The sequence below is a fragment of the Bordetella petrii genome, from assembly GCF_017356245.1.
GTDB lineage: Bacteria > Pseudomonadota > Gammaproteobacteria > Burkholderiales > Burkholderiaceae_B > Bordetella_A > Bordetella_A petrii_D.
This window is the reverse complement of the sequence record NZ_JAFMZZ010000001.1, coordinates 2,934,636-2,959,299: the sequence shown is the minus strand read 5'-3', so window position 1 is coordinate 2,959,299 and position 24,664 is coordinate 2,934,636. Positions and strand designations below refer to the sequence as shown.

Annotated in this window: 21 protein-coding genes; 9 read left to right on the top strand and 12 right to left on the bottom strand. The window is 69.3% G+C overall.

Annotated elements, in window-relative coordinates:
- Positions 1 to 57: 57 nt before the first annotated feature.
- Entirely contained in the window at positions 58 to 1,803 is a 1,746-nt protein-coding gene (gene araD / locus J2P76_RS14250) for an L-arabinonate dehydratase (protein WP_207408352.1), read from the top strand.
- 53 nt (positions 1,804 to 1,856) lie between these two features.
- Positions 1,857 to 2,624 carry a 2-dehydro-3-deoxyglucarate aldolase gene (garL, locus tag J2P76_RS14245; protein ID WP_207408351.1) on the top strand — a complete coding sequence of 256 codons (768 nt, stop codon included), beginning with the start codon at positions 1,857 to 1,859 and terminating at the stop codon, positions 2,622 to 2,624.
- A 115-nt stretch (positions 2,625 to 2,739) separates the two neighbouring features.
- Here the strand turns inward: garL and rpsT are convergent, their stop codons facing one another.
- From rpsT to J2P76_RS14195, 10 genes are all read right to left on the bottom strand, one after another.
- Positions 2,740 to 3,003: a 30S ribosomal protein S20 gene (gene rpsT, locus J2P76_RS14240; RefSeq protein WP_012249586.1), complete on the bottom strand. Its 264-nt coding sequence runs from the start codon at positions 3,001 to 3,003 to the stop codon at positions 2,740 to 2,742.
- Positions 3,004 to 3,097: 94 nt separating this feature from the next.
- Positions 3,098 to 4,087, bottom strand: coding sequence for a FecR family protein (locus J2P76_RS14235; RefSeq protein ID WP_207408350.1), 990 nt, complete (start codon positions 4,085 to 4,087; stop codon positions 3,098 to 3,100).
- A 110-nt stretch (positions 4,088 to 4,197) separates the two neighbouring features.
- A complete protein-coding gene (gene murJ / locus J2P76_RS14230; RefSeq protein ID WP_207408349.1) occupies positions 4,198 to 5,757 on the bottom strand; it encodes a murein biosynthesis integral membrane protein MurJ in 1,560 nt (519 codons plus the stop codon).
- A 52-nt stretch (positions 5,758 to 5,809) separates the two neighbouring features.
- A complete protein-coding gene (locus J2P76_RS14225) occupies positions 5,810 to 6,568 on the bottom strand; it encodes a 3-hydroxyacyl-CoA dehydrogenase (protein ID WP_207408348.1) in 759 nt (252 codons plus the stop codon).
- An 81-nt stretch (positions 6,569 to 6,649) separates the two neighbouring features.
- The gene (adk, locus tag J2P76_RS14220) at positions 6,650 to 7,306 is read right to left on the bottom strand and encodes an adenylate kinase (RefSeq protein ID WP_207408347.1); all 657 of its coding nucleotides are present in this window, start codon (positions 7,304 to 7,306) and stop codon (positions 6,650 to 6,652) included.
- 93 nt (positions 7,307 to 7,399) lie between these two features.
- On the bottom strand, positions 7,400 to 8,164 hold the full coding sequence (kdsB, locus tag J2P76_RS14215) for a 3-deoxy-manno-octulosonate cytidylyltransferase (RefSeq protein ID WP_207408346.1): 765 nt from the start codon (positions 8,162 to 8,164) through the stop codon (positions 7,400 to 7,402).
- A 3-nt stretch (positions 8,165 to 8,167) separates the two neighbouring features.
- Positions 8,168 to 8,353 (bottom strand): Trm112 family protein, encoded by a 186-nt coding sequence (locus tag J2P76_RS14210; RefSeq protein WP_207408345.1) that lies wholly within the window; start codon positions 8,351 to 8,353, stop codon positions 8,168 to 8,170.
- A gap of 42 nt (positions 8,354 to 8,395) precedes the next feature.
- The gene (gene lpxK, locus J2P76_RS14205) at positions 8,396 to 9,454 is read right to left on the bottom strand and encodes a tetraacyldisaccharide 4'-kinase (RefSeq protein WP_207408344.1); all 1,059 of its coding nucleotides are present in this window, start codon (positions 9,452 to 9,454) and stop codon (positions 8,396 to 8,398) included.
- Complete coding sequence (locus J2P76_RS14200; protein ID WP_207408343.1) at positions 9,451 to 9,864, bottom strand: ExbD/TolR family protein; 414 nt, start codon at positions 9,862 to 9,864, stop codon at positions 9,451 to 9,453. Before J2P76_RS14200 ends, lpxK begins: the two co-directional genes overlap by 4 nt.
- Entirely contained in the window at positions 9,861 to 10,481 is a 621-nt protein-coding gene (locus tag J2P76_RS14195) for a MotA/TolQ/ExbB proton channel family protein (RefSeq protein WP_207408342.1), read from the bottom strand. Before J2P76_RS14195 ends, J2P76_RS14200 begins: the two co-directional genes overlap by 4 nt.
- Before the next feature lie 347 nt (positions 10,482 to 10,828).
- On the opposite strand from J2P76_RS14195, the gene xseA reads away from it, so the two are divergent.
- From xseA to pcaF, 4 genes are all read left to right on the top strand, one after another.
- On the top strand, positions 10,829 to 12,184 hold the full coding sequence (gene xseA, locus J2P76_RS14190) for an exodeoxyribonuclease VII large subunit (RefSeq protein WP_207408341.1): 1,356 nt from the start codon (positions 10,829 to 10,831) through the stop codon (positions 12,182 to 12,184).
- Positions 12,185 to 12,278: 94 nt separating this feature from the next.
- Positions 12,279 to 12,857 carry a superoxide dismutase [Fe] gene (sodB, locus tag J2P76_RS14185; protein WP_012249576.1) on the top strand — a complete coding sequence of 193 codons (579 nt, stop codon included), beginning with the start codon at positions 12,279 to 12,281 and terminating at the stop codon, positions 12,855 to 12,857.
- A 228-nt stretch (positions 12,858 to 13,085) separates the two neighbouring features.
- Positions 13,086 to 14,405: a chloride channel protein gene (locus tag J2P76_RS14180; RefSeq protein WP_207409210.1), complete on the top strand. Its 1,320-nt coding sequence runs from the start codon at positions 13,086 to 13,088 to the stop codon at positions 14,403 to 14,405.
- 138 nt (positions 14,406 to 14,543) lie between these two features.
- Complete coding sequence (pcaF, locus tag J2P76_RS14175) at positions 14,544 to 15,749, top strand: 3-oxoadipyl-CoA thiolase (RefSeq protein ID WP_207408340.1); 1,206 nt, start codon at positions 14,544 to 14,546, stop codon at positions 15,747 to 15,749.
- A gap of 69 nt (positions 15,750 to 15,818) precedes the next feature.
- Here pcaF and J2P76_RS14170 read toward each other — a convergent pair whose 3' ends face one another.
- Together J2P76_RS14170 and J2P76_RS14165 are read right to left on the bottom strand one after the other, a co-directional pair.
- Complete coding sequence (locus tag J2P76_RS14170; RefSeq protein ID WP_207408339.1) at positions 15,819 to 16,304, bottom strand: DUF192 domain-containing protein; 486 nt, start codon at positions 16,302 to 16,304, stop codon at positions 15,819 to 15,821.
- 115 nt (positions 16,305 to 16,419) lie between these two features.
- Entirely contained in the window at positions 16,420 to 16,665 is a 246-nt protein-coding gene (locus tag J2P76_RS14165) for a cold-shock protein (protein ID WP_012249572.1), read from the bottom strand.
- Positions 16,666 to 16,886: 221 nt separating this feature from the next.
- Between J2P76_RS14165 and clpS the strand changes: the two genes are divergently transcribed.
- From clpS to pbpC, 3 genes are all read left to right on the top strand, one after another.
- On the top strand, positions 16,887 to 17,201 hold the full coding sequence (gene clpS / locus J2P76_RS14160) for an ATP-dependent Clp protease adapter ClpS (RefSeq protein ID WP_207408338.1): 315 nt from the start codon (positions 16,887 to 16,889) through the stop codon (positions 17,199 to 17,201).
- A gap of 107 nt (positions 17,202 to 17,308) precedes the next feature.
- Complete coding sequence (locus J2P76_RS14155) at positions 17,309 to 22,492, top strand: MG2 domain-containing protein (protein WP_207408337.1); 5,184 nt, start codon at positions 17,309 to 17,311, stop codon at positions 22,490 to 22,492.
- Positions 22,447 to 24,648, top strand: a complete 2,202-nt coding sequence (gene pbpC, locus J2P76_RS14150; RefSeq protein WP_207408336.1) for a penicillin-binding protein 1C — start codon at positions 22,447 to 22,449, stop codon at positions 24,646 to 24,648. Before J2P76_RS14155 ends, pbpC begins: the two co-directional genes overlap by 46 nt.
- Positions 24,649 to 24,664 lie beyond the last annotated feature (16 nt).

Below are 24,664 nucleotides of genomic sequence, written 5' to 3'. Positions count from 1 at the left end.
TCCCGAAACGAGACGGCCCTTGCCGCATCCCGACGACTCATCGAAGGACTCCATCCCATGACTGACCATTCCAAGCGCAAGCGCCCCGAAGACCTGCGCAGCCATCGCTGGTACGGCGTGAAAGACCTGCGTTCGTTCGGACACCGCTCGCGCACGGCGCAGATGGGCTACCACCGCTCCGACTACGCCGGCAAGCCGGTGATCGCCATCATCAACACCTGGAGCGATATCAACCCCTGTCACAGCCATTTCAAGCAGCGGGTCGAAGAGGTCAAGCGCGGCATCTGGCAGGCCGGCGGCTTTCCGGTGGAAATGCCGGCCATGAGCCTGTCCGAGCCTTTCCAGAAGCCCACGACCATGCTCTACCGCAACCTGCTGGCCATGGAAACCGAAGAGCTGCTGCGGTCGTACCCGGCCGATGGCTGTGTGCTGATGGGCGGCTGCGACAAGACGACGCCGGCATTGCTGATGGGGGCGGCCTCGATGGACCTGCCCACCATCTTCGTGCCGGCCGGGCCCATGCTGCGCGGCAACTGGAACGGCCAGACGCTGGGCTCGGGTTCGGACACCTGGAAATACTGGGCGGAGCTGCGCGCCGGCAACATCACTGAAGAAGACTGGCAGGGCGTCGAAGACGGCATCGCGCGTTCGCCCGGCCACTGCATGACCATGGGCACCGCATCCACCATGACGGCGGCGGTCGAGGCGCTGGGCCTGTGCCTGTCGGGCTATTCGTCGATTCCGGCGCCCGATTCGCGCCATGCGCAAATGGCTACCCTGTCGGGCAAGCGCATCGTCGAGATGGTGTGGCACGATGTCACCCCGTCCAGCCTGCTGACGGCGGCATCGTTCGACAACGCCGTGCGCACGGTGCTGGCCCTGTCGGGCTCGACCAACGCCGTGGTGCACCTGATCGCCATGGCGCGGCGCTGCGGATTTCCGCTCGATCTCGACCGCTTCGACAGCCTGGCGCGCAGCACGCCTGTGCTGGCCAACCTGCGTCCCTCGGGCAAGTACCTGATGGAAGACTTCTACTATGCCGGCGGCCTGCGCGCCCTGATGGTTCAGCTGGGCGACCTGCTCGACACCGCCCAGCAGACCGTCGACGGCCGCACGCTGGGCGAAAACATCGCCGGGGCGCGCGTCTTCCACGACGACGTGATCCGCACGCGCGAGCAGGCGCTGGTTCCGCGCGACGGCCTGGCCGTGCTGCGCGGCAACCTGGCGCCCGACGGCGCGGTGATCAAGCCGCCGGCCATGGAGGCGCGCCTGCAGACCCATACGGGCCGCGCCGTGGTGTTCAAAGACTACAACGACATGGCCGCGCGCATCGACGATCCGGACCTGGATGTGGACGCCGACAGCGTGATCGTGCTGCAGAACGCCGGCCCGCAGGGCGCGCCGGGCATGCCCGAATGGGGCCAACTGCCGATCCCGCAGAAATTGCTCAAGCAAGGCGTGCGCGACATGCTGCGCATTTCCGATGCGCGCATGAGCGGCACCAGCTACGGCGCGTGCGTGCTGCACGTGGCGCCGGAATCGTATGTGGGCGGGCCGCTGGCGCTGGTGCGCGACGGCGACCTGATCACCCTGGACGTGCCCAACCGGCGCCTGGACGTGCAGCTGCCGGATGCCGAGCTGGCCGCCCGCCGCGCGGCCTGGCAGGCGCCGCCGCCCCGGTTCGAGCGCGGCTACGGCGTGCTGTACCTGAAGCACATCAGCCAGGCCGATACCGGCTGCGATTTCGATTTCCTGCAGACCGGGCAGCGCCAAGAGACGGCCGGAGAGCCCGAGATCCACTGAGCCGCGGGCGCGGCGCCCGAACTGACTGAATTCGCCACTGCAAAGGAATCTTCATGACTTCTCCGCTACCCAACCGCTTCCGCCAGCGCATCCTGGCGCGCGAACGGCTGATCGGCTTCTGGATGTGCATGTCCAGCCACATTACCGCAGAGCTGGTGGGGCTGGCCAACTACGATTGGCTGCTGCTGGACGGCGAGCATTCGCCCAACGAGGTGCCGATGTTCCTGCAGCAGCTGCAGGCCCTGCAGGGCAGCGACAGCGCGCCGGTGGGGCGGCCGTCGTGGAACGACCCGGTCGAGATCAAGCGCCTGCTGGATATCGGTTTCTACAACCTGCTGATTCCGTTCATCGAATCGGAAGAAGACGCCCGCCGCGCGGTGGCGGCCACGCGCTATCCGCCGCAGGGCATCCGCGGGGTGGCCGGCTCGCAGCGCAGCAACCGCTACGGCACGGTGCCCGACTACCTGCACACCATCAACGACAACATCTGCGTGCTGCTGCAGATTGAAAGCCGCCCCGGCATCGAGGCGGTGGACGAGATCGCGGCGGTAGAGGGCGTGGATGGCGTCTTCATCGGCCCGTCGGACCTGGCGGCTGCGCTGGGGCATCTGGGCAACCCGGGGCATCCGGAAGTGCAGGAGGCCATCCGCCACCTGTACCACCGCGTCAGCGCGCAGGGCAAGGCCGTGGGCATTCTGGCGCCGGTACACGCCGACGCGCGCCGCTACCTGGACATGGGCATGCATTTCGTGGCGGTGGGCACCGACCTGGGGGTGTTCAAGCAGGCCACGTTCGCGCTGCGCGAGTCGTTTCCGACCTGAGCCCCGCCAGGCATGGCGGGCCATGCGCGGCAGGCCCGCCCAAAACAAAAGGATGCCCGCGGGCATCCTTTTGTTTTGCCGTATTCATGCCGCCCCCGAAGAGGCGGCAGAATGATCAGGCCAGCGCCTTGATGGCGGCGGCCAGGCGGCTCTTGTGGCGAGCGGCCTTGTTCTTGTGGATGATGTTCTTGTCGGCCACGCGGTCGATCACGCTGGTGGCTTTCTGGAACACTTCGCTGGCCGCCGCTTTGTCGCCGGCAGCGATGGACTGGCGTACCCGCTTGATGGCGGTGCGCAGCATCGAGCGCAGGCTGGAATTGTGCTTGTTGCGCTCCACCGATTGACGGGCGCGTTTGCGTGCTTGGGCGGTATTGGCCATGTTGCGGTATCTAGTGAATTCGGCAAAGTCCAATATTGTAGCAACTCTGCCAGGGATTGCAAGACATTTGCCTGGTCAAGGCAGCAGGGCGGCCTCAGGCCGAGGCCACCCCGATGGATACGAACCACGGAGTGAAGCGCCGCACGTCGATGGGCATGTGCTCCTGCAGGCTGCGCAGCGTGGTGTCGACGTCGTCGAGCGAATATTCGCCGGTAACGGGCAGGCCGCCTGCCGCCATCGAGACGCGCAGGCTGCCAGGATAATAGGGACGCAGCGCCTGGACGATTTCGGCCAGGGGCTGGCCGCGCGCGTCGATCAGGCCGTGTTCCCAGGCGGCCTGGGCGGCGAGTTCGGCGCGGGGCACCCCTACGCGCACCGAATCGAAGCGCACCCCCAGTCCGGGGCGCAGGACGTCGCGCGCGCCCGCCAGGGTTTCAATGGTGACGGGATCGTCGTGCGCCACTACCAGGGTGCGGTGCGGCTGCTGCCGCACCATGTAGCGGCTGCCGGCCGAATGGATGGTGCCCTCGGCGGTAGTGACGGTGAACGGACGGTGGTCGGTGGCGCTGGCGGCCACCGTGACGGCCCCGGCCAGCAGTTTCAGCTTGCGGGCATTGGCCGTGTAGGTGAGGTCGATGCGGCTGCGTGCGTCCAGCAGCAGTTCGCTGCCGTCGGACAGCATGTAGCGGCGGCGTTCGGCGGTGCCGGTGGCGGCATCGGAGGTGAGGCTGCCCAGCGGGAAGAACATGTTGCCCACGTAGGCGGCCGATGCGCCGCCGGCCGCCAGCAGGGCGGCGCCGCCCAGGAAGCGCCGGCGCGCCCGGGAAACGGGCTGGGCTTCGAGCGGGGGCAGGTCGGATTCGTAGCCTGCCGGGTACGAATCGCCCAGCCGGCCGAACGCCGCGCCGCCCAATGTGCCGGTAAGCTGCTGCCAGGCGCTGTTGTGTTGCGGATTGGCATCGCGCCAGGCCAGGAATTTGGCGTAATCGTGCTGCGTCGCCCGGCCGGAGCGCAGCAGCAGCAGCCAGTCTATGACCTGGTCTGAGAGGGGCGACGCCTGACTGGAGGGGGTATCCGTTGCCATGAGCGAACCCGAACGACTACCGAGCAATTGCATCATTAAATAATAATGCTTTTTTTACTTTAGATTACATAGTGCGGGCGTAAATTCTTGTTTTTTTACAGTTTTGGGCCTTAACCGGCATGACGCCGGCCGAAATCGCGCAGCCGGAAGCCGCAAGTGAACAGGGCGGCGAAATAGGCCGCGCCGCTGGCGGCCAGCACCGCCGCCAGCCACAGGGCCCGCTGGCCCGGATGCGCCTGCAGCGCGACCCAGTCGAGGCGCTGGTCGGCGTAGGCCAGCACCAGCGCCAGGGCGGCCAGGGCCGGCAGCAGGCGCAGCAGGAACAGCGGCCAGCCAGGCGCCGGCTGGTAGGTGCCGCGCCGCCGCAGTCCGACCAGCAGGGCCAGGGCGTTCAGGGTGGCGCCCAGGCCGATGGCCAGCGCCAGGCCGGCATGGGCCAGGGCCGGCACCAGCGCCAGATTCATCAGCTGGGTGGCCACCAGCACCATCACGGCGATTTTCACCGGCGTGCGTATGTCTTGCTGGGCGTAGAACCCGGGAGCCAGGATCTTGACCCCCAGGATGCCGATCAGGCCGACCGAGTAGGCGACGACCGCCAGGCGGGTCTGCGCGACATCCTGGGCCTGGAACGCGCCGTAATGGAACAGGGTGGCCACCAGCCCGTCGGACAACAGGGCCAGCCCGACGGCGGCCGGCAGGCCCAGCAGCAGCACCAGGCGCAGGCCCCAGTCGAGCAGCGCCGAATAGGCGGCGTCGTCGCGCCGCGCGTGAGCGGCCGACAGGCTGGGCAGCAGCACCGTGCCCAGGGCCACCCCGAGCAGGGCGGTGGGAAATTCCATCAGGCGGTCGGCGAACGACAGCCAGGTGACGCTGCCCGGCGCCAGCCAGGTGGCGATGTTGGTGTTGATCAGCAGGGATATCTGCGCCACTGACACCCCCAGCGTGGCCGGCGCCATCTGCCGCAAAATGCGCTGCACGGTGGGGTCGCGCCAGGCCTGCCGCACGCTGGTGAACAGGCGCGGCACCAGGCCCAGGCGCGCCAGCGCGGCCCATTGCATGACCAGTTGCGCCACGCCGCCGGCCATTACGCCAATGGCCAGCGCGTAGATGGGGATGTCCATGCGCGGCGCCAGCCAGAGGCAGGCGGCGATCATGGACAGGTTCAGCAGCATGGGCGTGAAGGCCGGCACGGCAAAACGCCGCCAGGTGTTCAGCACGCCCGAGGCGAACGCCACCAGCGACATGCACAGGATGTACGGGAACATCATCCGCGTCATCCAGACGGCGGCGCCGAATTCAGTGCCGCGAGCCTCGCCGCGCAGGCCGCTGGCCATCGCGGTGACGACCCAGGGCGCGGCCAGGATGCCCGCCAGCGTGACGGCCATCAGCGCCAGGGTGAGCAGCACCGCCACGCGGTCGAGCAGCGTGCGCACCTCGGCGTCGCTGCGTTCGTTGCGGGCGGCTCCCAGGATGGGCACGAACGCCTGGGCGAACGCGCCTTCGGCAAACAGGCGGCGCAGCAGGTTGGGAATGCGGAACGCGACCCAGAAGGCGTCGGTCAGCGGGCCGGCGCCGAAGGCGCGCGCAACCAGGATGTCGCGGATCAGGCCGGTAATGCGCGACAGCAGCGTGAAGCTGCTGACGGTGGCGGCCGAGCGGAACAGACCCATGTAGAAAGAAGAAAAAGCGCGCGCCGGCCGGGCCGGCGCGCGCGGGGCGGGATTACTTGGGCGGCATGCGGATCGCGCCGTCCAGGCGGATCGTTTCGCCGTTGAGCATGTCGTTGGTGATGATGCTGCGTACCAGCTTGGCGTAGTCTTCGGGACGGCCCAGGCGCGCCGGGAACGGGATGCTGGCGGCCAGCGAGTCCTGCACTTCCTGGGGCATGCCGAAGATCATGGGCGTGCCGAAGATGCCCGGGGCGATGGTCATGCAGCGGATGCCGGTTTTGGACAGGTCGCGCGCGATGGGCAGCGTCATGCCGGCCACGCCGGCCTTCGAGGCCGCGTAGGCGGCCTGGCCGATCTGGCCGTCGAACGCCGCGACCGACGCGGTGTTGATCAGCACGCCGCGTTCGCCGGTGGGCTCGGGCGCGTTGGCGCTCATGGCTTCGGCGGCCAGCCGCATCATGTTGAAGCTGCCGATCAGGTTGATGGAAACGACTTTCTGGAACAGGTCGAGCGGATGCGCGCCGTTCTTGCCGACGATCTTGGCGGCCGGCGCCACGCCCGCGCAGTTGACCAGGCCGAACAGCGCGCCCAGTTCGAGAGCGGCGGCCACGGCGCGCTGGCCGTCGGCTTCCTGGGTGACGTCGCAGTGCACGTAGCGCTGGCCCAGTTCGTTGGCCAGGGCCTGGCCGGGCTCGTCTTGCAGGTCGGCGATGATGACCTTGGCGCCGTTTTCCACCAGCATGCGCACCGTGCCGGCGCCCAGGCCGGACGCGCCGCCGGTGACGATGAATACCTTGTTCGCGATTTCCATGTAGAGCCTTTGGAAACAGATGAATTCAGTGAAGCGCCGCGGCATGCCGCGGCGCGGGGGATGGGGGGCGCTGCCGCCCGTTCAGCCGGCCAACGCCTGGAACAGGCGGGCCTTGATGTCGTCGACCGCGCCCACGCCGGAAATCTTGCGGTACTTGGGCGCCTTGCCGTCGCCGGCCTGGGCCCACGATGCGTAATAGTCGACCAGGGGGCGCGTCTGCTTCTGGTACACGGCCAGGCGGTTGCGCACCGTATCTTCGCGGTCGTCGTCGCGCTGGACCAGGGGTTCGCCGGTGACGTCGTCCAGGCCTTCCTGTTTGGGCGGGTTGAAGCGCACGTGGTAGCTGCGCCCGCTGGCCGGGTGCACGCGGCGGCCGCTCATGCGTTCGATGATGTCTTCTTCGGGCACTTCGATCTCGACCACGTAGTCGAGCGCCACGCCGGCGCTCTTGAGCGCATCGGCCTGCGGGATGGTGCGGGGAAAGCCGTCGAACAGGTAGCCGTTGGCGCAGTCGGGCTGCTTCAGGCGGTCCTGGACCAGGCCGATGATGATCTCGTCGGATACCAGCCCGCCCGCGTCCATGACTTTCTTGGCTTCCTGGCCCAGCGGCGTGCCTTGCTTGACGGCCGCGCGCAGCATGTCGCCCGTGGAAATCTGCGGAATGGCGAAGTGCTGGGTGACGAATGCGGCCTGGGTGCCTTTGCCGGCGCCGGGCGGTCCGAGCAGGATGAGACGCATGGGTGCTCCTGAATGATTGCGAATTTTTATGACCGGGAACGATTATGCCGCAACGCAGCAGCCCTTGTGGCCGTGCGTATCAAGGGAAACCCCTTATAACCCATCCGCGTACAGCGACCGCACGCGCTGCAGGTCGGCGGGCGTATCGACCCCCGCCATGGGCGGCTGCGGGGTGCGGTGCACGACGATGGCGTGGCCGTGTTCCAGGGCGCGCAGCTGTTCCAGCGCCTCGTAGCGTTCCAGCGCGCCCTGGGGCAGGGCCGGGAAGCGGCGCAGGAAGCCCGCGCGGTAGGCATAAAGCCCGATGTGGTGCAGGGCCGGCAGGCCGGGCGCCAGCACGCGCTGCCCGCCGGCCAGGGCGTCGCGGGCCCATGGGATGGGCGCGCGCGAAAAGTACAGGGCGCGTCCGTCGGCGCCGCACACGACCTTGACCACGTTGGGGTTGAACAGCGCCTCGGCGTCGGCCAGGGGGCAGGCGCAAGTGGCGATGGCGGCGTCAGGGTGGGCTTGCAGCGCGGCGGCCACGGCATCGATGAGGGCCGGGTCGATCAGGGGTTCGTCGCCCTGCACGTTGACCACGACGGCGTCGTCGGCCAGGCCCAGCTGTTCGATGGCCTCGGCCAGACGGTCGGTGCCGGTGGGATGGTCGGCGCGGGTGAGCAGGGCGGTATGGCCGTGGGCGGCGGCTGCCTGCTCGACGCGGGCGTCATCGGTGGCAATGTAGACGCGGGCGGCGCCCGAACGGGCCGCGCGTTCGGCCACGCGCACCACCATGGGCTTGCCGGCGATGTCGGCCAGCGGTTTGTCGGGCAGGCGTGTGGACGCCATGCGGGCCGGGATCAGGGCGATGAAGCTCACGGCTCAGGCCGGGCCAGAAGGCGCGGCGTCGAGCTGCCGGGCTTCTGATTCGAGCATGACCGGGATGCCGTCGCGCACGGGATAGGCCAGGCGGTCGGCGCGGCAGATCAGTTCGGCCTGGGCGCGGTCGTAGTCGAGGCGGCCCTTGCAGAGGGGGCACACGAGAGTGTCGAGAAGGCGGGATTCCATGCCGCGATTTTAAAGCAGTTTGGCGGGCAGGCGGGCGCCGTTTCAGGGGGAGCCGCCGGCGGCCGCCCGGCGCAGGCGCGCGGCCAGCCAGTCGAACAGCCCGGGGTCCGAAAGCCGCGCCTGCACCGGCACTTCCCACAGGCGCGGATCGTCCAGCCCGCGGCATTTGATGGCGTCTTTCGAGGTGATCAGGATCGCGTCGGCGGCGACGGCGTCGAACGGCGAGCGGCGGTAGTCGTAGTGGTCGGGCAGCGCCAGGCAGGGGGCGGGGCGCACGCCGGCGGCGCGCAGGGTGGCGAAGTAGCGCTCGGGGTTGCCGATGCCCGCGGCCGCGGCCACGGCCGGGAATGCCGAGGCGTCGGCGAAATCGGCCAGCGGCCGGCGGGCGCCGCTCTGCAGGTGCCGGGCCGCGTCGGGCTCGAGCCGCATGTCGGCCCGCCGTGGCCCGGTGCCGGCGCCAGCGGATGCCGGCGAGCCTGGCGCGCGGTTGGTGATCACGGCATCCACGGTGTCCAGCCGCGCGGCGGGCTCGCGCAGGGGGCCGGCCGGCAGCAGGCGGCCATTGCCGACGCCCCGTTCGTCCTGCACGGCGATTTCGACATCGCGCGCGAGCGCCAGGTGCTGCAGCCCGTCGTCGGACACGATCACATCCACGTGGGGATAGCGCTGCAGCAGGGCCTGGGCCGCCAGGGCCCGGCGCGGATGCACCGCGACCGGCGCGCCCGTGGCGCGGGCGATCAGGGCCGGTTCGTCGCCGTAGCTGGCCGGGGCCAGGTCGCCCTGGCCGACCCGCGGCTGCGGCCCGATGCGCGCGCCGTAGCCGCGGCTGATCACGCCCGGCGTCCAGCCGCGCTCGCGCAGCGCCTGCACGGTGGCGATGACCACCGGGGTCTTGCCGGTGCCGCCTACATAGATGTTGCCGATGACCACGACCGGCACGGGAGCCCGGTACACCGGCCGGCGGCCGGCCTGGTACTGTTCGCGCCGCCGCGCCACATGCCAGGCGGTCAGGGCCGACAGCGGCCGCAGCAGCGTGGCCAGCCAGCCGTCGTGCTGCCAGTGGCGTTGCGGGAAGGGGGCGCGCGCGGGGGGCGGCTTCACCGGGCGTTCTGGGCGGCGAAGTTGACGCGCCCGATGCCCGCCAGGCGGGCCGCTTCCATGACATTGACCACCGACTGGTGGGTGGCCTGGGCATCGGCGTTGATCAGCAGCAGCGGCTGCGACTTGCCGGCAGCCGCCAGCGCCAGGGCCTGCGCCATGTCGTCCGGCCCGGCGGCATCGACCAGCGTGCCATTGATGGCATAGCGCCCGTCGCGGCTGATGGCCACTTCGATGGCGGGCGGGGTTTCCTGTTCGATGGCGGCTTCAGGCAGCGTGACCTTCAGCTGGGTATAGCGCGCGAACGAGGTGGTGGCGGCCAGGAAGATCAGGATGACCAGCAGCACGTCGATCAGCGGGATCAGGTTGATCTCGAGATCGTCGCGTTCGCCCCGGGCGCCGCGGAAATTCATGGCTGGTTCCCGGGCTGTGCGCCCGGCGCGCTGGCGCGCGCCACCCGGGCCGCGATCTGTTCCATGGCATTGAGCAGTCCATCGACTCGCCCGCGCAGGTAGCGGTGCGCGATCATGGCGGGAATGGCGATCAGGATGCCGAAGGCAGTGTTGTACAGCGCAATGGAGATTCCGCGCGCCAGTTGCGCCGGATCGCCCCCCGAGGGCGTATACGAGCCGAAGATCTCGATCATGCCCACCACGGTGCCGAACAGCCCCATCAGCGGGGCGATGACGGCCACCGTGCCCAGCGCCGGGATATAGCGGTTCAGTTCGTGGGCCACGGCGCGGCCCACGTCTTCGACGGCCGTGCGCTGGACGTCGCGCGGCTGGTGCCGCTGGCGCAGTACTTCGGCCAGCACGCGGCCCAGCGGCGAGTTGCGTTCGAGCCTGGCCAGCGCTTCCGGCGTATCCTGGCCGTTGCGCTGCATTTCCAGCACCTGGTCGGGCAGCCCGCGGGGCAGGATCAGGCTGCGCCTGAGCGAAAGCAGGCGTTCGACGATTAGGGCCAGGCCCAATACGGACGTGGCAAGCAGCGGCCAGATCGGCCAGCCGGCTTCGCGGAAAATGGACAGCAAGGCGTGCGCTCCCGGGGGTGGCCGCGCCCGGCGGCGCAACCCGATTCAAGGGCGAACTGTAACGGGCGGAAGGGGCCCGTGGCAAGGCCGCCGCCGTCGGCCCAATCTATCCACAGTTTTTGTGGATAATTCTGTGCAGAACTTCCCCCAAAGGCGGATGAATGCTGGTTCTGCGCTGGGTCGGTGGTGGCATGCCTATCTGGGGTTGGCTATTTTTCTTATAAAAAACAATTGCTTAGTACCAATTTGCTGGCGCTGCGGGCTATCGGGCCGTGGCGGGGGCGTCTGCGATATCATCTGAGCCCGCCCGGCAAGCCCTGTGGACAGATATCTCTTCGGAAAGCCTTATGACAGTTGAATTTCCCGTAAGAAACGACGTATTTACGCGGGATATCATGACGGTTGCCCAGTTGAACCAAGCAGTGGGCCAATTGCTGGAGCGCAACATCCCGTCACTGTGGGTCCGCGGCGAGATATCCAACTTTACCCAGGCCGCGTCGGGCCATTGGTATTTCACCCTGAAAGACAGTCGCGCGGCGGTACGCGCCGTGATGTTCCGCGGCCGTGCCTCGGCCGTGGGCTTCGTGCCCCGTGCCGGCGACCAGGTGGAAGTGCGCGCCCGCGTTTCGCTGTACGAGCCTCGCGGCGACTACCAATTGCAGGCCGAGGCCATGCGGCGCGCGGGCCTGGGCAATCTTTACGAGGCGTTCCTGCGCCTGAAGGCGCAACTGGCCGAAGAAGGCCTGTTCGAGCCCGCCGCCAAGCGCGTGCCGGTGGCGCTGCCGCGGGCCATCGGGGTGGTCACTTCGCTGCACGCGGCGGCGTTGCGCGACGTGCTGTCGGCCCTGGCGCGCCGCGCGCCGCAGGTGCCGGTGGTGGTGTATCCGGCGCCGGTGCAGGGCGCCGATGCGGCCGCCCGCCTGGCTGGCCAGCTGCAGCTGGCCAATGCGCGCGGGGAAGTGGACACGCTGCTGCTGGTGCGCGGCGGCGGCAGCATCGAAGATTTGTGGAGCTTCAACGATGAAACCCTGGCGCGCCTGGTGGCCGCCAGCGCTATTCCGGTGATCAGCGGCGTCGGGCACGAAACCGATTTCACCATCGTGGATTTCGTGGCCGACGTGCGCGCTCCGACGCCGACCGCGGCGGCCGAACTGGCCTGCCTGCCGCGCGCCGACCTGCTGGCCCAGGTAGAGCAGGCAGCCCGGCGCCTGGCGCGCGGGCAGCAGCGCCGGCTGGAACGGGCCGCCCAGCGCCTGGACCGGGCGGCCGCGCAACTGGTGTCGCCGGCGCGCCGGCTGGCGCACCAGGCCGAACGGCTGAACACCCTGCGCCATCGGCTGGCCGCTGCCTGGAGCGGCCCGCAGGGCCGCCGCGCCGCGCGCATCGGCCTGCTGGCGCAGCGGCTGGGGCACGCGGCGCCCGACCTCGAACGCGCCGGCGAGCGGCTGGCCGCCCTGGCGCGCCGGCTGGGGCAGGCGCAGGCCCGCCATCTGGCCGTACGGCAGGCGCGCGCCGCTTCCGTGGCCGCCCACTTGCGCGCGCTCGATCCGCAGCACACGCTGGCGCGCGGCTATGCCATCGTGCGCGATGCGCAGGGCCGCATCGTGCGCGAGGGCGCCCCGCTGGCGCGCGGCCAGGAACTGGGGGTGACATTCGCGCAGGGCGGCGCGCAAGTGCAGGTGCTGGAGCCGCGCCCGCGTTAACCCCGCGCCGAAACAGGGTTAAGCCGGCGTGCCCACGCCAAGAGCCGATACAATGGTTCCGCTTGATCGTGCACTCAACAAAGAAGGAACCCACATGGCACATACTCTTCCCCCCCTGCCTTACGCGCTGGACGCTCTGGCTCCGCACATCTCCAAGGAAACGCTCGAGTTTCACTACGGCAAGCACCACCAGACCTACGTCACGAACCTGAACAACCTGATTCCCGGCACCGAATTCGAAAACGCTTCGCTCGAAGACATCGTCAAGAAATCGTCCGGCGGCGTGTTCAACAACGCGGCCCAGATCTGGAACCACACGTTCTACTGGAACAGCCTGGCTCCCAACGCGGGCGGCGCGCCCTCCGGCAAGCTGGCCGACGCCATCAATGCCAAGTGGGGCAGCTTCGACGCTTTCAAAGAAGCCTTCAACAAGTCCGCCGCCGGCAACTTCGGCTCGGGCTGGACCTGGCTGGTCAAGAAGGCCGACGGTTCGCTCGACATCGTCAACACCAGCAATGCCGCCACGCCGCTGACCACGGCCGACAAGCCGCTGCTGACCTGTGATGTCTGGGAACACGCCTATTACATCGACTACCGCAACGCCCGTCCCAAGTACCTGGAAAACTTCTGGGCGCTGGTCAACTGGGACTTCGCGGCCAAGAACTTCGCCTGAGCGGCCTGCCGCCCAAGCAAACGCCCGGCTTGGCCGGGCGTTTTCGTTGGCGCGCGGGGCAGGGCGGAGGCTGGCGTGCCGCCTGCCGCTGCCTGCGCTGCAGTGGTATGGTAGCGGGCCAGCCGCGCCGCCGCCCGCTTCGTTTTCCATGCCTGCCAGCCGACCATGCCACTGATTCGCCGCCTGACGACCCGCCTGCGCTTGTTGTCCCACCGCAAGGCGCGCCAGATGGGACGCCTGTCGCGCAAAAGCCTGCAACTGGGCCTGCTGCTGGGCGGCGCCGCCCTGGTGGCGCTGGTATCGCTGGGCTTTGCCCGCCTGGCCGACCTGGCCCTGGAATGGAACCACGCCTGGGTGTCCCGCTACGGCTGGCTGGCATTCGTACTTATTCCCGCCGCCTTCGCCCTGTTGCGCTGGCTGACCCTGCGGCTGGCGCCCAAGGCGGCCGGCAGCGGGATCCCGCAAGTGATCGGCGCGCTGACCCTGCCGCCCGGGCCGGCGCAAACCAGCCTGGTGTCGCCCCGCCAGACGGTCTGGAAGATTCCATTGACCTTCCTGGGCCTGGCGGCGGGCGCCTCGGCCGGCCGCGAAGGCCCCTCGGTGCAGGTCGGCGCCGCCGTCATGCTGGCCTGGGGACGCTTCTGGCGGCGCATGGGCGTGCCGCTGCGCGGCTTCCATGCCAACGAACTGATCGCCGCCGGCGCGGCGGGCGGCCTGGCCGCCGCCTTCAACGCCCCGCTGGCGGGCGTGATCTTCGCCATTGAAGAACTGGGGCGCGGCACGGTGCTGCGCTGGCAGCGGCTGGTGCTGATCGGGGTGCTGGCGGCCGGTTTCCTGGTGGTGGCGCTGGCGGGCAACAACCCGTATTTCGGCACCTTCGGCGGAACTTCCCTGCCGCACTACATGGCCATGTGGGTGCTGCTGTGCGGCCTGGTCAATGGCGTGCTGGGCGGCGTGTTCAGCCGCCTGCTGAGCAAGGGGGCGGCCGGTGTCGCGCCTGTCTTGTGGCGCGGCTGGATCCGCCGCCACCCGATTTACACCGCGGCGGCCATGGGCCTGGCCCTGGCCGTGCTGGGCGCTCTCAGCCAGGACACAGTGTATGGCACAGGCTATGCGGTCGCCGGCGGGCTGCTGTCCGGCGAGTCCGAAGGGCCCGCGGCATTCGGGCTGGCCAAGCTGGCCGCCACGGTGGTGTCGTACTGGGCAGGCATTCCGGGCGGCATTTTCACGCCGGCGCTGACCACCGGCGCCGGCATCGGGCAGCATCTGTGGGAGCTGAGCGGCGGCGAGGTCGACCGGCGCGTGCTGGTGCTGATCTCCATGGCGGCCTTTCTGGCCGCGGCCACGCAGTCGCCGCTGACCGCCAGCGTGATCGTGATGGAAATGACCGGCAGCCAGCCCATGCTGTTCTGGCTGCTGGTGGGGGCTTTATCGGCATCGGTGGTGGCGCGCCAGTTCTGCCCGCAGCCGTTCTACCATTTCGCGGCGGGGCGCTATCGCCGGCAGGCGCAGGTCGAGGCCGCGCGGGCTGCCCGCGACGGCCCGTAGCCCCCTCCAGTGTCCAGCACGTAGACACTGTCCATTTTGTGGACACACCGGCGGAGCGCCATGCCCGTCCCGACGCTGCTGGCGTAACATCGAAAGATTCGCTTTTTCCTTCGTCACATTCTCTTCGGGCTTCGATCCATGACCGTGCATGCTTACATCTGCGATGCCATCCGCACTCCTTTCGGCCGCTACGGCGGCGCCCTGGCGCCGGTGCGCGCCGACGACCTGGCCGCCGTGCCGATCAAGGCGCTGATGGCGCGCAACACCGGCGTGCACTGGGATGAACTGGCCGATGTGATCCTGGGCTGCGCCAACCAGGCGGGCGAAGACAACCGCAACGTGGCCCGCATGGCCACGCTGCTGGCCGGGCTGCCCATCGAGGTGCCGGGCGCCACGCTCAACCGCCTGTGCGGCTCGGGCCTGGACGCCATCGGCACCGCGGCGCGCGCCATCCGGGCGGGCGAGGCCGGCCTGATGCTGGCCGGCGGCGTCGAAAGCATGAGCCGTGCGCCTTTCGTCATGGGCAAGGCCGACACCGCGTTCTCGCGCAATGCCGCCATCTACGACACCACCATCGGCTGGCGTTTCGTCAACAAGCTCATGAAGGCCCAGTATGGCGTCGACTCGATGCCCGAAACCGCCGAGAACGTGGCCGACGATTTCAAGATCAGCCGCGCCGACCAGGACAAGTTCGCGCTGGCCAGCCAGGAAAAAACCGCCCGCGCGCAGCGCGAGGGCTTTTTCGATGCCGAAATCACGCCTGTGTCCATCGCCCAGAAAAAGGGCGATCCGATCGTGGTGGCCAAAGACGAGCACCCGCGTGAAACCAGCGTGGAAGCGCTGGGGCGCCTGAAGGGCGTGGTGCGCGAAGGCGGCTCGGTAACGGCCGGCAATGCCTCGGGCGTGAACGACGGCGCCGCGGCGCTGCTGCTGGCCGACGAGCGCGGCGCCGCCCGCTACGGCCTGACGCCGCGCGCGCGCGTGGTGGGCATGGCGACGGCCGGCGTGGCCCCGCGCATCATGGGCATGGGTCCGGCCCCGGCCACCCGCAAGGTGCTCGAACTCACCGGCCTGAAGCTCGAGCAGATCGACGTCATCGAACTGAACGAGGCCTTTGCCGCGCAGGGCCTGGCCGTGCTGCGCGACCTGGGCATTGCCGACGACGACGCGCGCGTCAATCCCAACGGCGGCGCCATCGCGCTGGGGCATCCGCTGGGCGCCAGCGGCGCCCGCCTGGCCACCACCGCCATCAACCAGCTGCACCGCACCGGCGGCCGCTATGCGCTGTGCACCATGTGCATCGGCGTGGGCCAGGGCATCGCGGTGGTGCTCGAACGGGTCTGATCCCGCGCCGCAGGCAATAAAAAGAGCCGGCATTGCCGGCTCTTTTTCATTTGAACGGCCCAGGAATATTCAAGGCAGGCCGTTTATGCGGTTGCCTTCCTTGATGCCGTGCGCGGCGAACCAGCCTTGCGCCATTTCGAGCGCGTAGCGCACCGGCCGGGCCGAGCAATGGGCGTCGTCGGTTTGCGGCGCCATGTCGGCGATGTTGACGATGGCGCCGTCATCGGCAATGAAGGCGATGGACAGCGGCAGCAGCGTATTGCGCATCCAGAAGCATTGCAGGTCGGGCAGTTCGAACACGAACAGCATGCCGTTGTTGTCGGGCAGGCTCTGGCGCTGCATCAGGCCGATGCGGCGCGTGTCTTCGGTGCTGGCGACTTCGGCGTGGATGATGTGTATGCCGGCCGACAACTCGGCCACGGGCAGCCTGCTCTGGGGGCTGGCGGGGGCGGCATGCTGGGCCGTGGCGCTGGCCGGCAGGCCCAGCAGCGCGGCAAGGGCGACGGCCGCCTGGATGAAAAAGCGCGGGTAGGGCTGCAGGCGATGGGTCGACATGGAATGGGGAAACGGCGGAAAATAACAGGGCGGGGCATTGCGCCCCGCCCGGGCAATAACGCCGCCCGGTGCCGGATGGGCCGGCGCACGGGCGGCGTTGTACAGATACTGGGCGTCAGGCCGATGTGATGTTCAATGCCTGTTTGCCTTTAGGACCCTGGATGATTTCGAACGCCACTTTCTGGCCTTCTTTCAGGGTCTTGAACCCGTTCATCTGGATGGACGAAAAATGCGCGAACAGATCTTCACCGCCGTCATCGGGCGTAATGAAGCCGAAACCTTTCGCATCGTTGAACCATTTGACGGTACCCGTCGATTTGGGATTGTCCCCTTGGACGGCGGTTGCGGTCGTATCAGACATGCGGACTGCCTCATTGAATCGTATGTTTGACAGAAGGCATTCGGCCTGGGCCAACGGCCTTCCGGCTTCCGGGTGGGCCTCCCTGCAGCTAAGGACCCCCGAATGCGTGGATAATGCTCTGCTTTTCTTTCCGGCGTCAAGTGTGGAAACTACGCATTTCTGCGTGTAATTTTACGTAAGTCCCGGCGTTGCCGGTCCCTGTTTCAATAGAATCCCGCCCTATGAGTTCGACCTTGGATACCCAGCATGACGTGGCTGTGGAAAAGGCGCCGGCCCGCACCGCGCCGCCTCCCATGTACCAGGTAGTGCTGCTCAATGACGACTACACGCCGATGGAATTCGTAGTGAAGGTCTTGCAGAAGTTCTTTGGCAAGAACCAGGAAGATGCCACCCGCATCATGCTGCAGGTCCACCATGAAGGCCGCGGCGCCTGTGGCGTTTATCCGCGCGATGTGGCCGCCACGCGCATTGCGCAGGTGGCCCAGTATGCGCGCGCGCGCCAGCATCCGCTGCAATGCGTCATGGAGCCGGTATAGAAAGCAGGCCAGTATAAAAAGCAACTCAGTATCCGCCGTGCACCGGCGCCGGCCGGCTCGGCGATCCAGGGCGCGCCGCGCTCGCACACGCTGTACAGGGGCATGTCATGAGTGAAAGAGGGGGCGCTGTCGGGATACTGGCGGTGGTGGTGGCGATCGCCGTCGGACTGGGGTGGTGGGCCGGGCACGGGGGCGCGCCGTCCACGCAGGCGCCGGCGGCCTCGGCCGAGCCGGCGCCGCGCGCGCCGGCGGCATCCCCTTCACAGCCGTCCGGCGCGGCCCAGCCGGCCGCCGCCACGGTCGGCCAGGCAGATCCGTTCGCGGTGCTGGACTGCCAGGCGCGCGAATATAACGATACGCTGGCCCTGGCGGTCACGTTTACCCAGCCGGTCGACCGCAAGGCCGATCTCGATGCTTTCCTGGGTGTCATCGATACCGGCGCGGTCAAGGCCGACGACGGCCAGGACGCCGCTGCCGCGGCCAGCAAGGCGGCCGTGGTGGCCGCCGGCGCGCCGGCGGCCCAGGGCAAGCCGGTGCAGGGCGCCTGGGTGGTGGGCGACAACCCGCGCATGGCGTACTTCCCCTATGTGCAGCCGCAGCGCAGCTACGCCGTGCGGTTGCGCGCCGCCTTGCCGGGCGCCAGGGCGGGCGCCACGCTGGGCGCCGACCACCAGTGCAGCGTGCAGACGCCCGCCATGCCGCCTTCGTTCTATTTCGCCAGCCGCGGCGTGGTGCTGCCGGCCGGGCAGAACGGCGGCCTGCCCGTGACCACGGTCAACGTGCCCGAGGTCGATGTGCAATTCCTGCGCGTGGCGCCCGAGCACATGGCTGAATTCTTCGACGATGTGCTGGGCCTGGGCCGTACCGCCGATGACGACGATGACGAGGACGAATGGCGCTATGCCGATAACCGCAGCCTGAAGGGCTCGGTCAGCAATTGGGATCTCGACCGGCTGCACAGCCTGACCACCAGCGTCTACCAGGGCCGCTTCCTGACCGACGACCGTCCCAACCGGCGCCATGTCACGTTCCTGCCCGTGGAGAGCCTGGCCGAACTGCGGCAGCCTGGCATTTACGTGGCGGTAATGAGCGAGCCGGGGCGCTTTCGCTACGAATACCAGGTCACGTACTTTTATGTCAGCGACATCGGCCTGCATACGCGCCGCTACGCCGACCGCATCGAGGCCTATGCGGTGTCGCTCAAAAGCGGCCAGCCGGTGGCCGACGCGGACGTGGAACTGGTCGACGGCGCCGGCAAGGTGCTGGCGCGGGCCCGCGCCGACCAGGGCGGCCACGTGCGTTTCGACGGCGATCCGTCCCGTGCGCGCCTGGTGCGCGCGGCGCGCGGCGCCGAACTGACCGTGCTGGCCCTGGGCGAGCCGGCGCTGGATTTGTCCGAATACGATATCGGCGGGCATCCGGCCCGCAACAATAATCTGTTTGTCTACGCGGGGCGCAATCTGTACCGGCCCGGCGAGACGTTCCAGGTATCGGTGCTGCCGCGCGACCCCGACGGCCGCCCGCTGCCGCGGGCCCCGTTGACGGCCACCCTGAAGCGCCCCGATGGCCGCGTGGTGCGCAGCGAGCTGTGGCAGCCGGCGGCCCAGGCGCCGGGCTATGTCGAACATGCCGTCGGGCTGCCCGTCGATGCGCAGACCGGCAAATGGCTGCTCGAACTGCGGGTCGATCCCGCGGCCCGGGTGCCGGACGCGTCATGGTGGTTCCAGGTCGAGGAGTTCCTGCCCGAGCGCATGAAGCTGCGGCTGGATTCCGCCCAGGCCGTGCTGGCGCCGGGCGAGCCGTGGCGCATCGACGTGCAGGGCGACTACCTGTACGGCGCGCCGGCTGCCGGCAACCGGCTGCTTGCCAGTTTCCAGGTCAAGCGCGACCGCTACGCGCTGGCGCAGCAGTGGCCGGGCTTTGTGTTCGGCGACGTCGGCGACGACACGCTGCGCCACTACGAAGAATTGCCCGGGGGCAAGCTCGACGACCAGGGAGCGGCGCAGCTGACGGTCGATCCGCAAGGCGCGGGCGCGGCGCATTCGCCGCTGCGGGTGCGACTGTCCGCCAGCCTGCTGGAATCGGGCGGGCGGCCGGTGGTGCGCTCGATTGAACGCAGTGTCTGGCCGGCCGACAAGCTGATCGCCGTGCGCCCGCTGTTCGACGACGACGTCACGCGCGAAGGCGCGCCGGCGGCATTCGAAGTCGTGCGCGTGGATGCGGCGGGCAAGGTGGCGCCGCTGCCCGAGGCGCAATTGCGCCTGTATCGCGAGAACCGCCGGTATTACTGGCGCTACGACGACCAGCGCGGCTGGAACAGCGGCTATACCGATACCGAGGAACTGGTGGAATCGCGCGTCATTGCGCTGCCCGACCGCAGCTCGCTGTCGCTGCCGGTGGGCTGGGGCCGCTACCGGCTCGAGATCGCCGACCCGCAGACCGGCCAGGTCGCGCGCTATCGGTTCTACGCCGGCTGGGGCGCGCAAGACGCCGAGGCCGTGGGCAACCGGCCCGACCGGGTGCAAATGAAGCTGGAAGGCGTGCCCGCCCGGCCCGGCGATACCGTCAAGCTGACCATCACGCCGCCGCACGACGGGCAGGCGCTGGTCACGGTCGAGGGCGACCGCATGCTGTGGTCGCGCTGGGTGCCGGTGCAGGCTGCCGGCACGCCGCTCGAGATTCCGCTTGATCCTTCCTGGAAGCGGCACGATCTGTACGTGTCGGCCGTGGTGTTCCGCCCCGGCAGCGCGGGCGACCGGGTCACGCCGGCCCGCGCGCTGGGCCTGGCGTTCCTGCCCATCGGCAGCGCCGAACGCAAGCTGGCCGTCACGCTCGATGCGCCGGCCAAGGTCGAGCCCGAAAAGCGCGCCACGGTGCGCGTCAAGGTCGACGGCGCCCAGGGCGGGCGGGCCATGGTCACGTTGTCGGCGGTCGATGTCGGCATCCTGAACATCAACCAATATGCCACGCCGGACCCGCTCGATTTCTTCTTCGGCAAGCATCGCTATGCGGCCGAATTGCGCGATATGTACGGCAAGCTGATCGAGAAAATGGACGGCACCACGGGCCGCCTGAAGTGGGGCGGCGACGCGGCGCTGCGCGGCGACAGCCGCAGCCTGCCGCGCAAGGTCAAGCTGGTCGACCTGTTCTCCGGGCCGGTGGCGCTGAACGGGCAGGGCGAAGCCGATATCCCGCTCGACCTGCCCGATTTCAACGGCACGCTGCGCCTGATGGCGGTGGCGTTCAGCGACGACAAATACGGCAGCACCGATGCCGAGATGGTCGTGGCCGCGCCCATCGTGGCCGAGCTCAGCACGCCGCGCTTCATCACGCCGGGCGACCAGGCCGCCGTGGCGCTGGATATCACCAATCTCAGCGGCGCCACGCAGCAGGTCACGGTGAACCTGCGCGCCCTCGATCCGCTGGCCATTGCCGACGGCACGCGCTCGGTCACGCTGAAAGACCGCCAGCGCACTACCTTGCGCTTTGTGGCCACGCCCACCGGCTCGTACGGCCTGGGGCAGCTGCGGCTGCAGATCGACGGCAAGGGCGGGGCCAGGCCGGTGCACATCGTGCGCGAATCCGTGCTGCAGGTACAGCCGGCCCACGCGGCCGAGAACCAGCTGCGGCGGGTGCGGCTGGCGCCTGGCGCCAGCTTCGCGCCCGGTGCGGCGCTGGCGGCGGGCTATTACCCGGATTCGATCACCGCCAGCCTCAGCCTGTCGAACCGGCCGCCCATCAATGTGGCGCGCCTGGTGCAGCGCCTGCTCAGCTATCCGTATGGCTGCACCGAGCAGACCATCAGCGCCGCGCTTCCCTGGGTATTGATCGACGATGCCGATGCCCGGCGCTTCGGCCTGCCGCCGCGCACTCGGCAAGCGCGCGCCGACAAGGTCGCCGGCGCGCTGGGGCGCCTGGCCGGCATGCGCAATGCCTCGGGCGCATACTCGCTGTGGGGCGACGCCTCGTCGCGCGACATCTGGCTGACCGCGTATGCCACCGGTTTCATGCAGGATGCGCGCGACCACGAATTCGCGGTGCCCGAGGCTGCGCTGGCGCGTCCCAAACAATGGCTGCTGGAACAGCTGCAGCAAAGCCCCGGCAGCTTCGGCACCTGGCCCGACAAGCTGCGCCGCGAACTGCAGAGCGGCCGAGTCGACCGCGACTACGCGAGTACGCTGCGCAACGACCATCGCCGCTTCGCCGGCTTCGCGGCGGCGGCGCTGGTGCTGGCGCGCGACCGCCAGGCGCCGCTGTCGACCGTGCGCCAACTGTTCGACCGGTACCAGGAACGCGCTCTGTCGCCGCTGCCGCTGATTCAGCTGGCAGCGGCCTTCCAGCTGATGGGCGATTCGGCACGCATGGAGCAGGCCGTCGACCTGGCCCTGGCGCGCGGCTACGGCTACCAGCACCATGGCGGCGGCGGCTACAGGGACGAATGGCTGGGCGACTACGGCAGCGCGGTGCGCGATTACGCCCAGGCCTACGCCCTGGCGGCCAGGTACCAGCTGGCGGAGCAGGGCCGCGAAGCCTGGCTGGCGCAGCTCGACAGCCGCCTGCAGGGGCGTTCGTACCTGTCGACCCAAGAGCAGATGGCGCTGGTGCTGGCTGCCGGCGCGGCCGGCGGCGATGCCGGCCAGCCCTGGGCGGCCGTGCTGGCCACCGCCGGCGGCCGCCAGGACCTGAGCGGCACCCAAGACCGCAGCGTGGCCCTGCGCGGCGCCGACCTGGCGGCCCTGCAGCTCACCAACACCGGCACGCAGCCGCTATTCGTGGAACTCGACCTGCAAGGCACCCGCCAGGAACCGCCCGCGCCGCGCAGCGATGCAATCCGCCTGCAGCGCAGCTGGTACACGCCCGACGGCAAGCCCTGGGACGGCGGCGTGCTGCATACCGGCGATCTGCTGGTGGTGAAGCTGCGGGTCTCGGCCAACCAGGTCCTGCCCGATGCGCTGGTGGTCGATCGCGTGCCCGCCGGCCTCGAGGTCGAGAACCTGAACCTGTCGCAGAGCCCCGACATGCAAGACTGGGAAATCGGCGGAACGCGGGTGGCCGATGCGCTGGCCAACCCGGCGATCAAGCACCGCGAGTTCCGCGATGACCGCTACGTGGCTGCCGTGGCCCTGGACCGCAATACCGTCGAGGTGTTCTACATGGCGCGGGTGGTCACGCCGGGGCGCTATGCCGTGCCGTCCAGCGTGGCCGAAGACATGTACCGGCCCGAACTGCGAGGCGTAGGCGAACGATGGAGCCCCATCGAGATCCGCGACCGCGGCGCCGCTTCGCAATAGAGCCCGCCGGGCGCGGACGGCGGCGCCTGGCGCTGCTGGCCGGCCTGCTGCTGGCCGGCGCGGCGGCGCTGCTGGCGCTCGACCGCCTGTTTCCCCTGCCTGCCATGGGCAGCGGCGGCGCGGCGGTGGTCGTGGCGGCCGATGGCACGCCGCTGCGCACCTATCCCAGCCGCGATGGCATGTGGCGCTACCCGGTCACGCCCGATCAGGTGGCGCCGGCCTATCTGGAAACCCTGCTGGGCTACGAAGACCGCTGGTTCTATTGGCATCCGGGAGTCAACCCGGTGGCGCTGGCGCGCGCCGGATGGCAATGGCTGGCGCACGGGCGCATCGTGTCGGGCGGTTCGACGCTGACCATGCAGGTGGCCCGCCTGATGGATCCGCAGCTGGCGGCGCTGCCGTCGCGTTCGCTGGCCGCCAAGCTGCGCCAGATTGCGCGCGCGCTGCAACTGGAATGGCACTACAGCAAAGACGAGATCCTGGCCCTGTACCTGACGCATGCTCCCATGGGCGGCATTGTCGAGGGCGTGGAGATGGGCGCGCGCCTGTGGCTGGGCAAGTCCGCCCGCGACCTCAGCCCCGCCGAGGCCGCCTTGCTGACGGCCTTGCCGCAGGCGCCGTCGCGCCTGCGCCCCGACCGGCATCCGCGGGCCGCCCAGGCGGCGCGCGACAAAGTGCTGGACCGCATGACGGCGCGCGGCTGGAGCGCCGCCGCCGTGGCCGACGCCAAGATCGAAACCGTGGTGGCCCCGCCTTTGCGGGCGCGCTGGCTGGCGCCGCTGGCGGCCCAGCGACTGCTGGCGGGCCAGCGGCGGGCCGGCCGGCGGCCGGCCATCGTGGCGTCCACACTGGATGCCAACATCCAGGCTACCGCCGAGCGCATGCTGCTCGACCGGGTCGATGCGCTGCCGCCCAAAGTATCGATGGCGGTGCTGGTCATGGACAACGACACGCTGGCCATCAAGGCCTACGCCGGTTCGGCCGATTTTTCCGACGACAGCCGCTATGCGCACGTGGACATGGTGCGCGGGGTGCGTTCGCCGGGCTCGACCCTGAAGCCGTTCCTGTACGCGCAAGCGCTGGACGAAGGGCTGGTGCATTCCGAAAGCCTGCTGCTGGATGCGCCGCTTTCGTTCGGCGGCTATGCGCCGGGCAATTTCCAGGCGGCGTTTTCGGGGCCGGTCAGCGTGGCGCAGGCCCTGCAGCGCTCGCTGAACGTGCCGGCGGTGGATCTGCTGAACCGCGTCGGCTCGTCGCGCTTTGCCTCGATGCTGCTGGCCGGCGGCGTGCGCCTGCGCATGCCGGACGGGGCCGCGCCCAACCTGAGCTTGATTTTGGGCGGCGCCGGCACCACATTGGAAGAGCTGGTCGGCGCGTACCGGGCGCTGGCCCGCGGCGGGCTGGCCGGACGGCCGCGCCTGGCGCCGGGACAGCCGCGGGTCGAGTCCCGTATGATGAGCCCTGGGGCGGCCTGGATCGTGCGCGATATTCTCGAGGGCGGCGGCCACCCCGACCGGCCCCTGGTGCAGGCCGGCCGGCCGCTGGCCTGGAAAACCGGCACCAGCTTCGGCTTCCGCGATGCCTGGGCGTTGGGCGTGACCGATGCCTGGACCATCGGCGTATGGGTGGGGCGGCCCGACGGCACGCCCAACCCGGGCTTTTTCGGGGCCAATGTGGCCGCGCCGCTGTTGCGCGACATCGCCGCGGCATTGCCGGCCGGCGTCGCGCGCCGCGCCGCGCGGCCGGCCAGCGTGCAGCCGGTGGTCACCTGCTGGCCCGGCGGCTGGCGGCAGGGCAGCGCCCAGGCCGGGCCGTGCGCCCAGCCGCGCGCGGCCTGGGCGCTGGACGACACGGTGCCGCCCACCTTCGCCGGCTACGCCGACGTGGCAAGCGGGCCGCTGCGGCTGCAGGGCGTGGCCAACGGATCGGTGCTCAGGCCGGTGCCGGGCCGGCAAGAGGTAGTACTGGATGTAAGCGTGCAGGGCGCGCGCGGCCAGGTGTGGTGGATGCTCGACGGGCGCGTGCGCGAGCGCGGCGAGGCGTCGGCACCGCTGACATTGTCGATGGTGCACAATGGCCGCTATACCCTGACCGCCATGGACGAACAAGGCCGATACGACCGTGTGGTTTTTGAAATCGCTGGCGTTACGCCCTGATCAGCTTAGAATATGA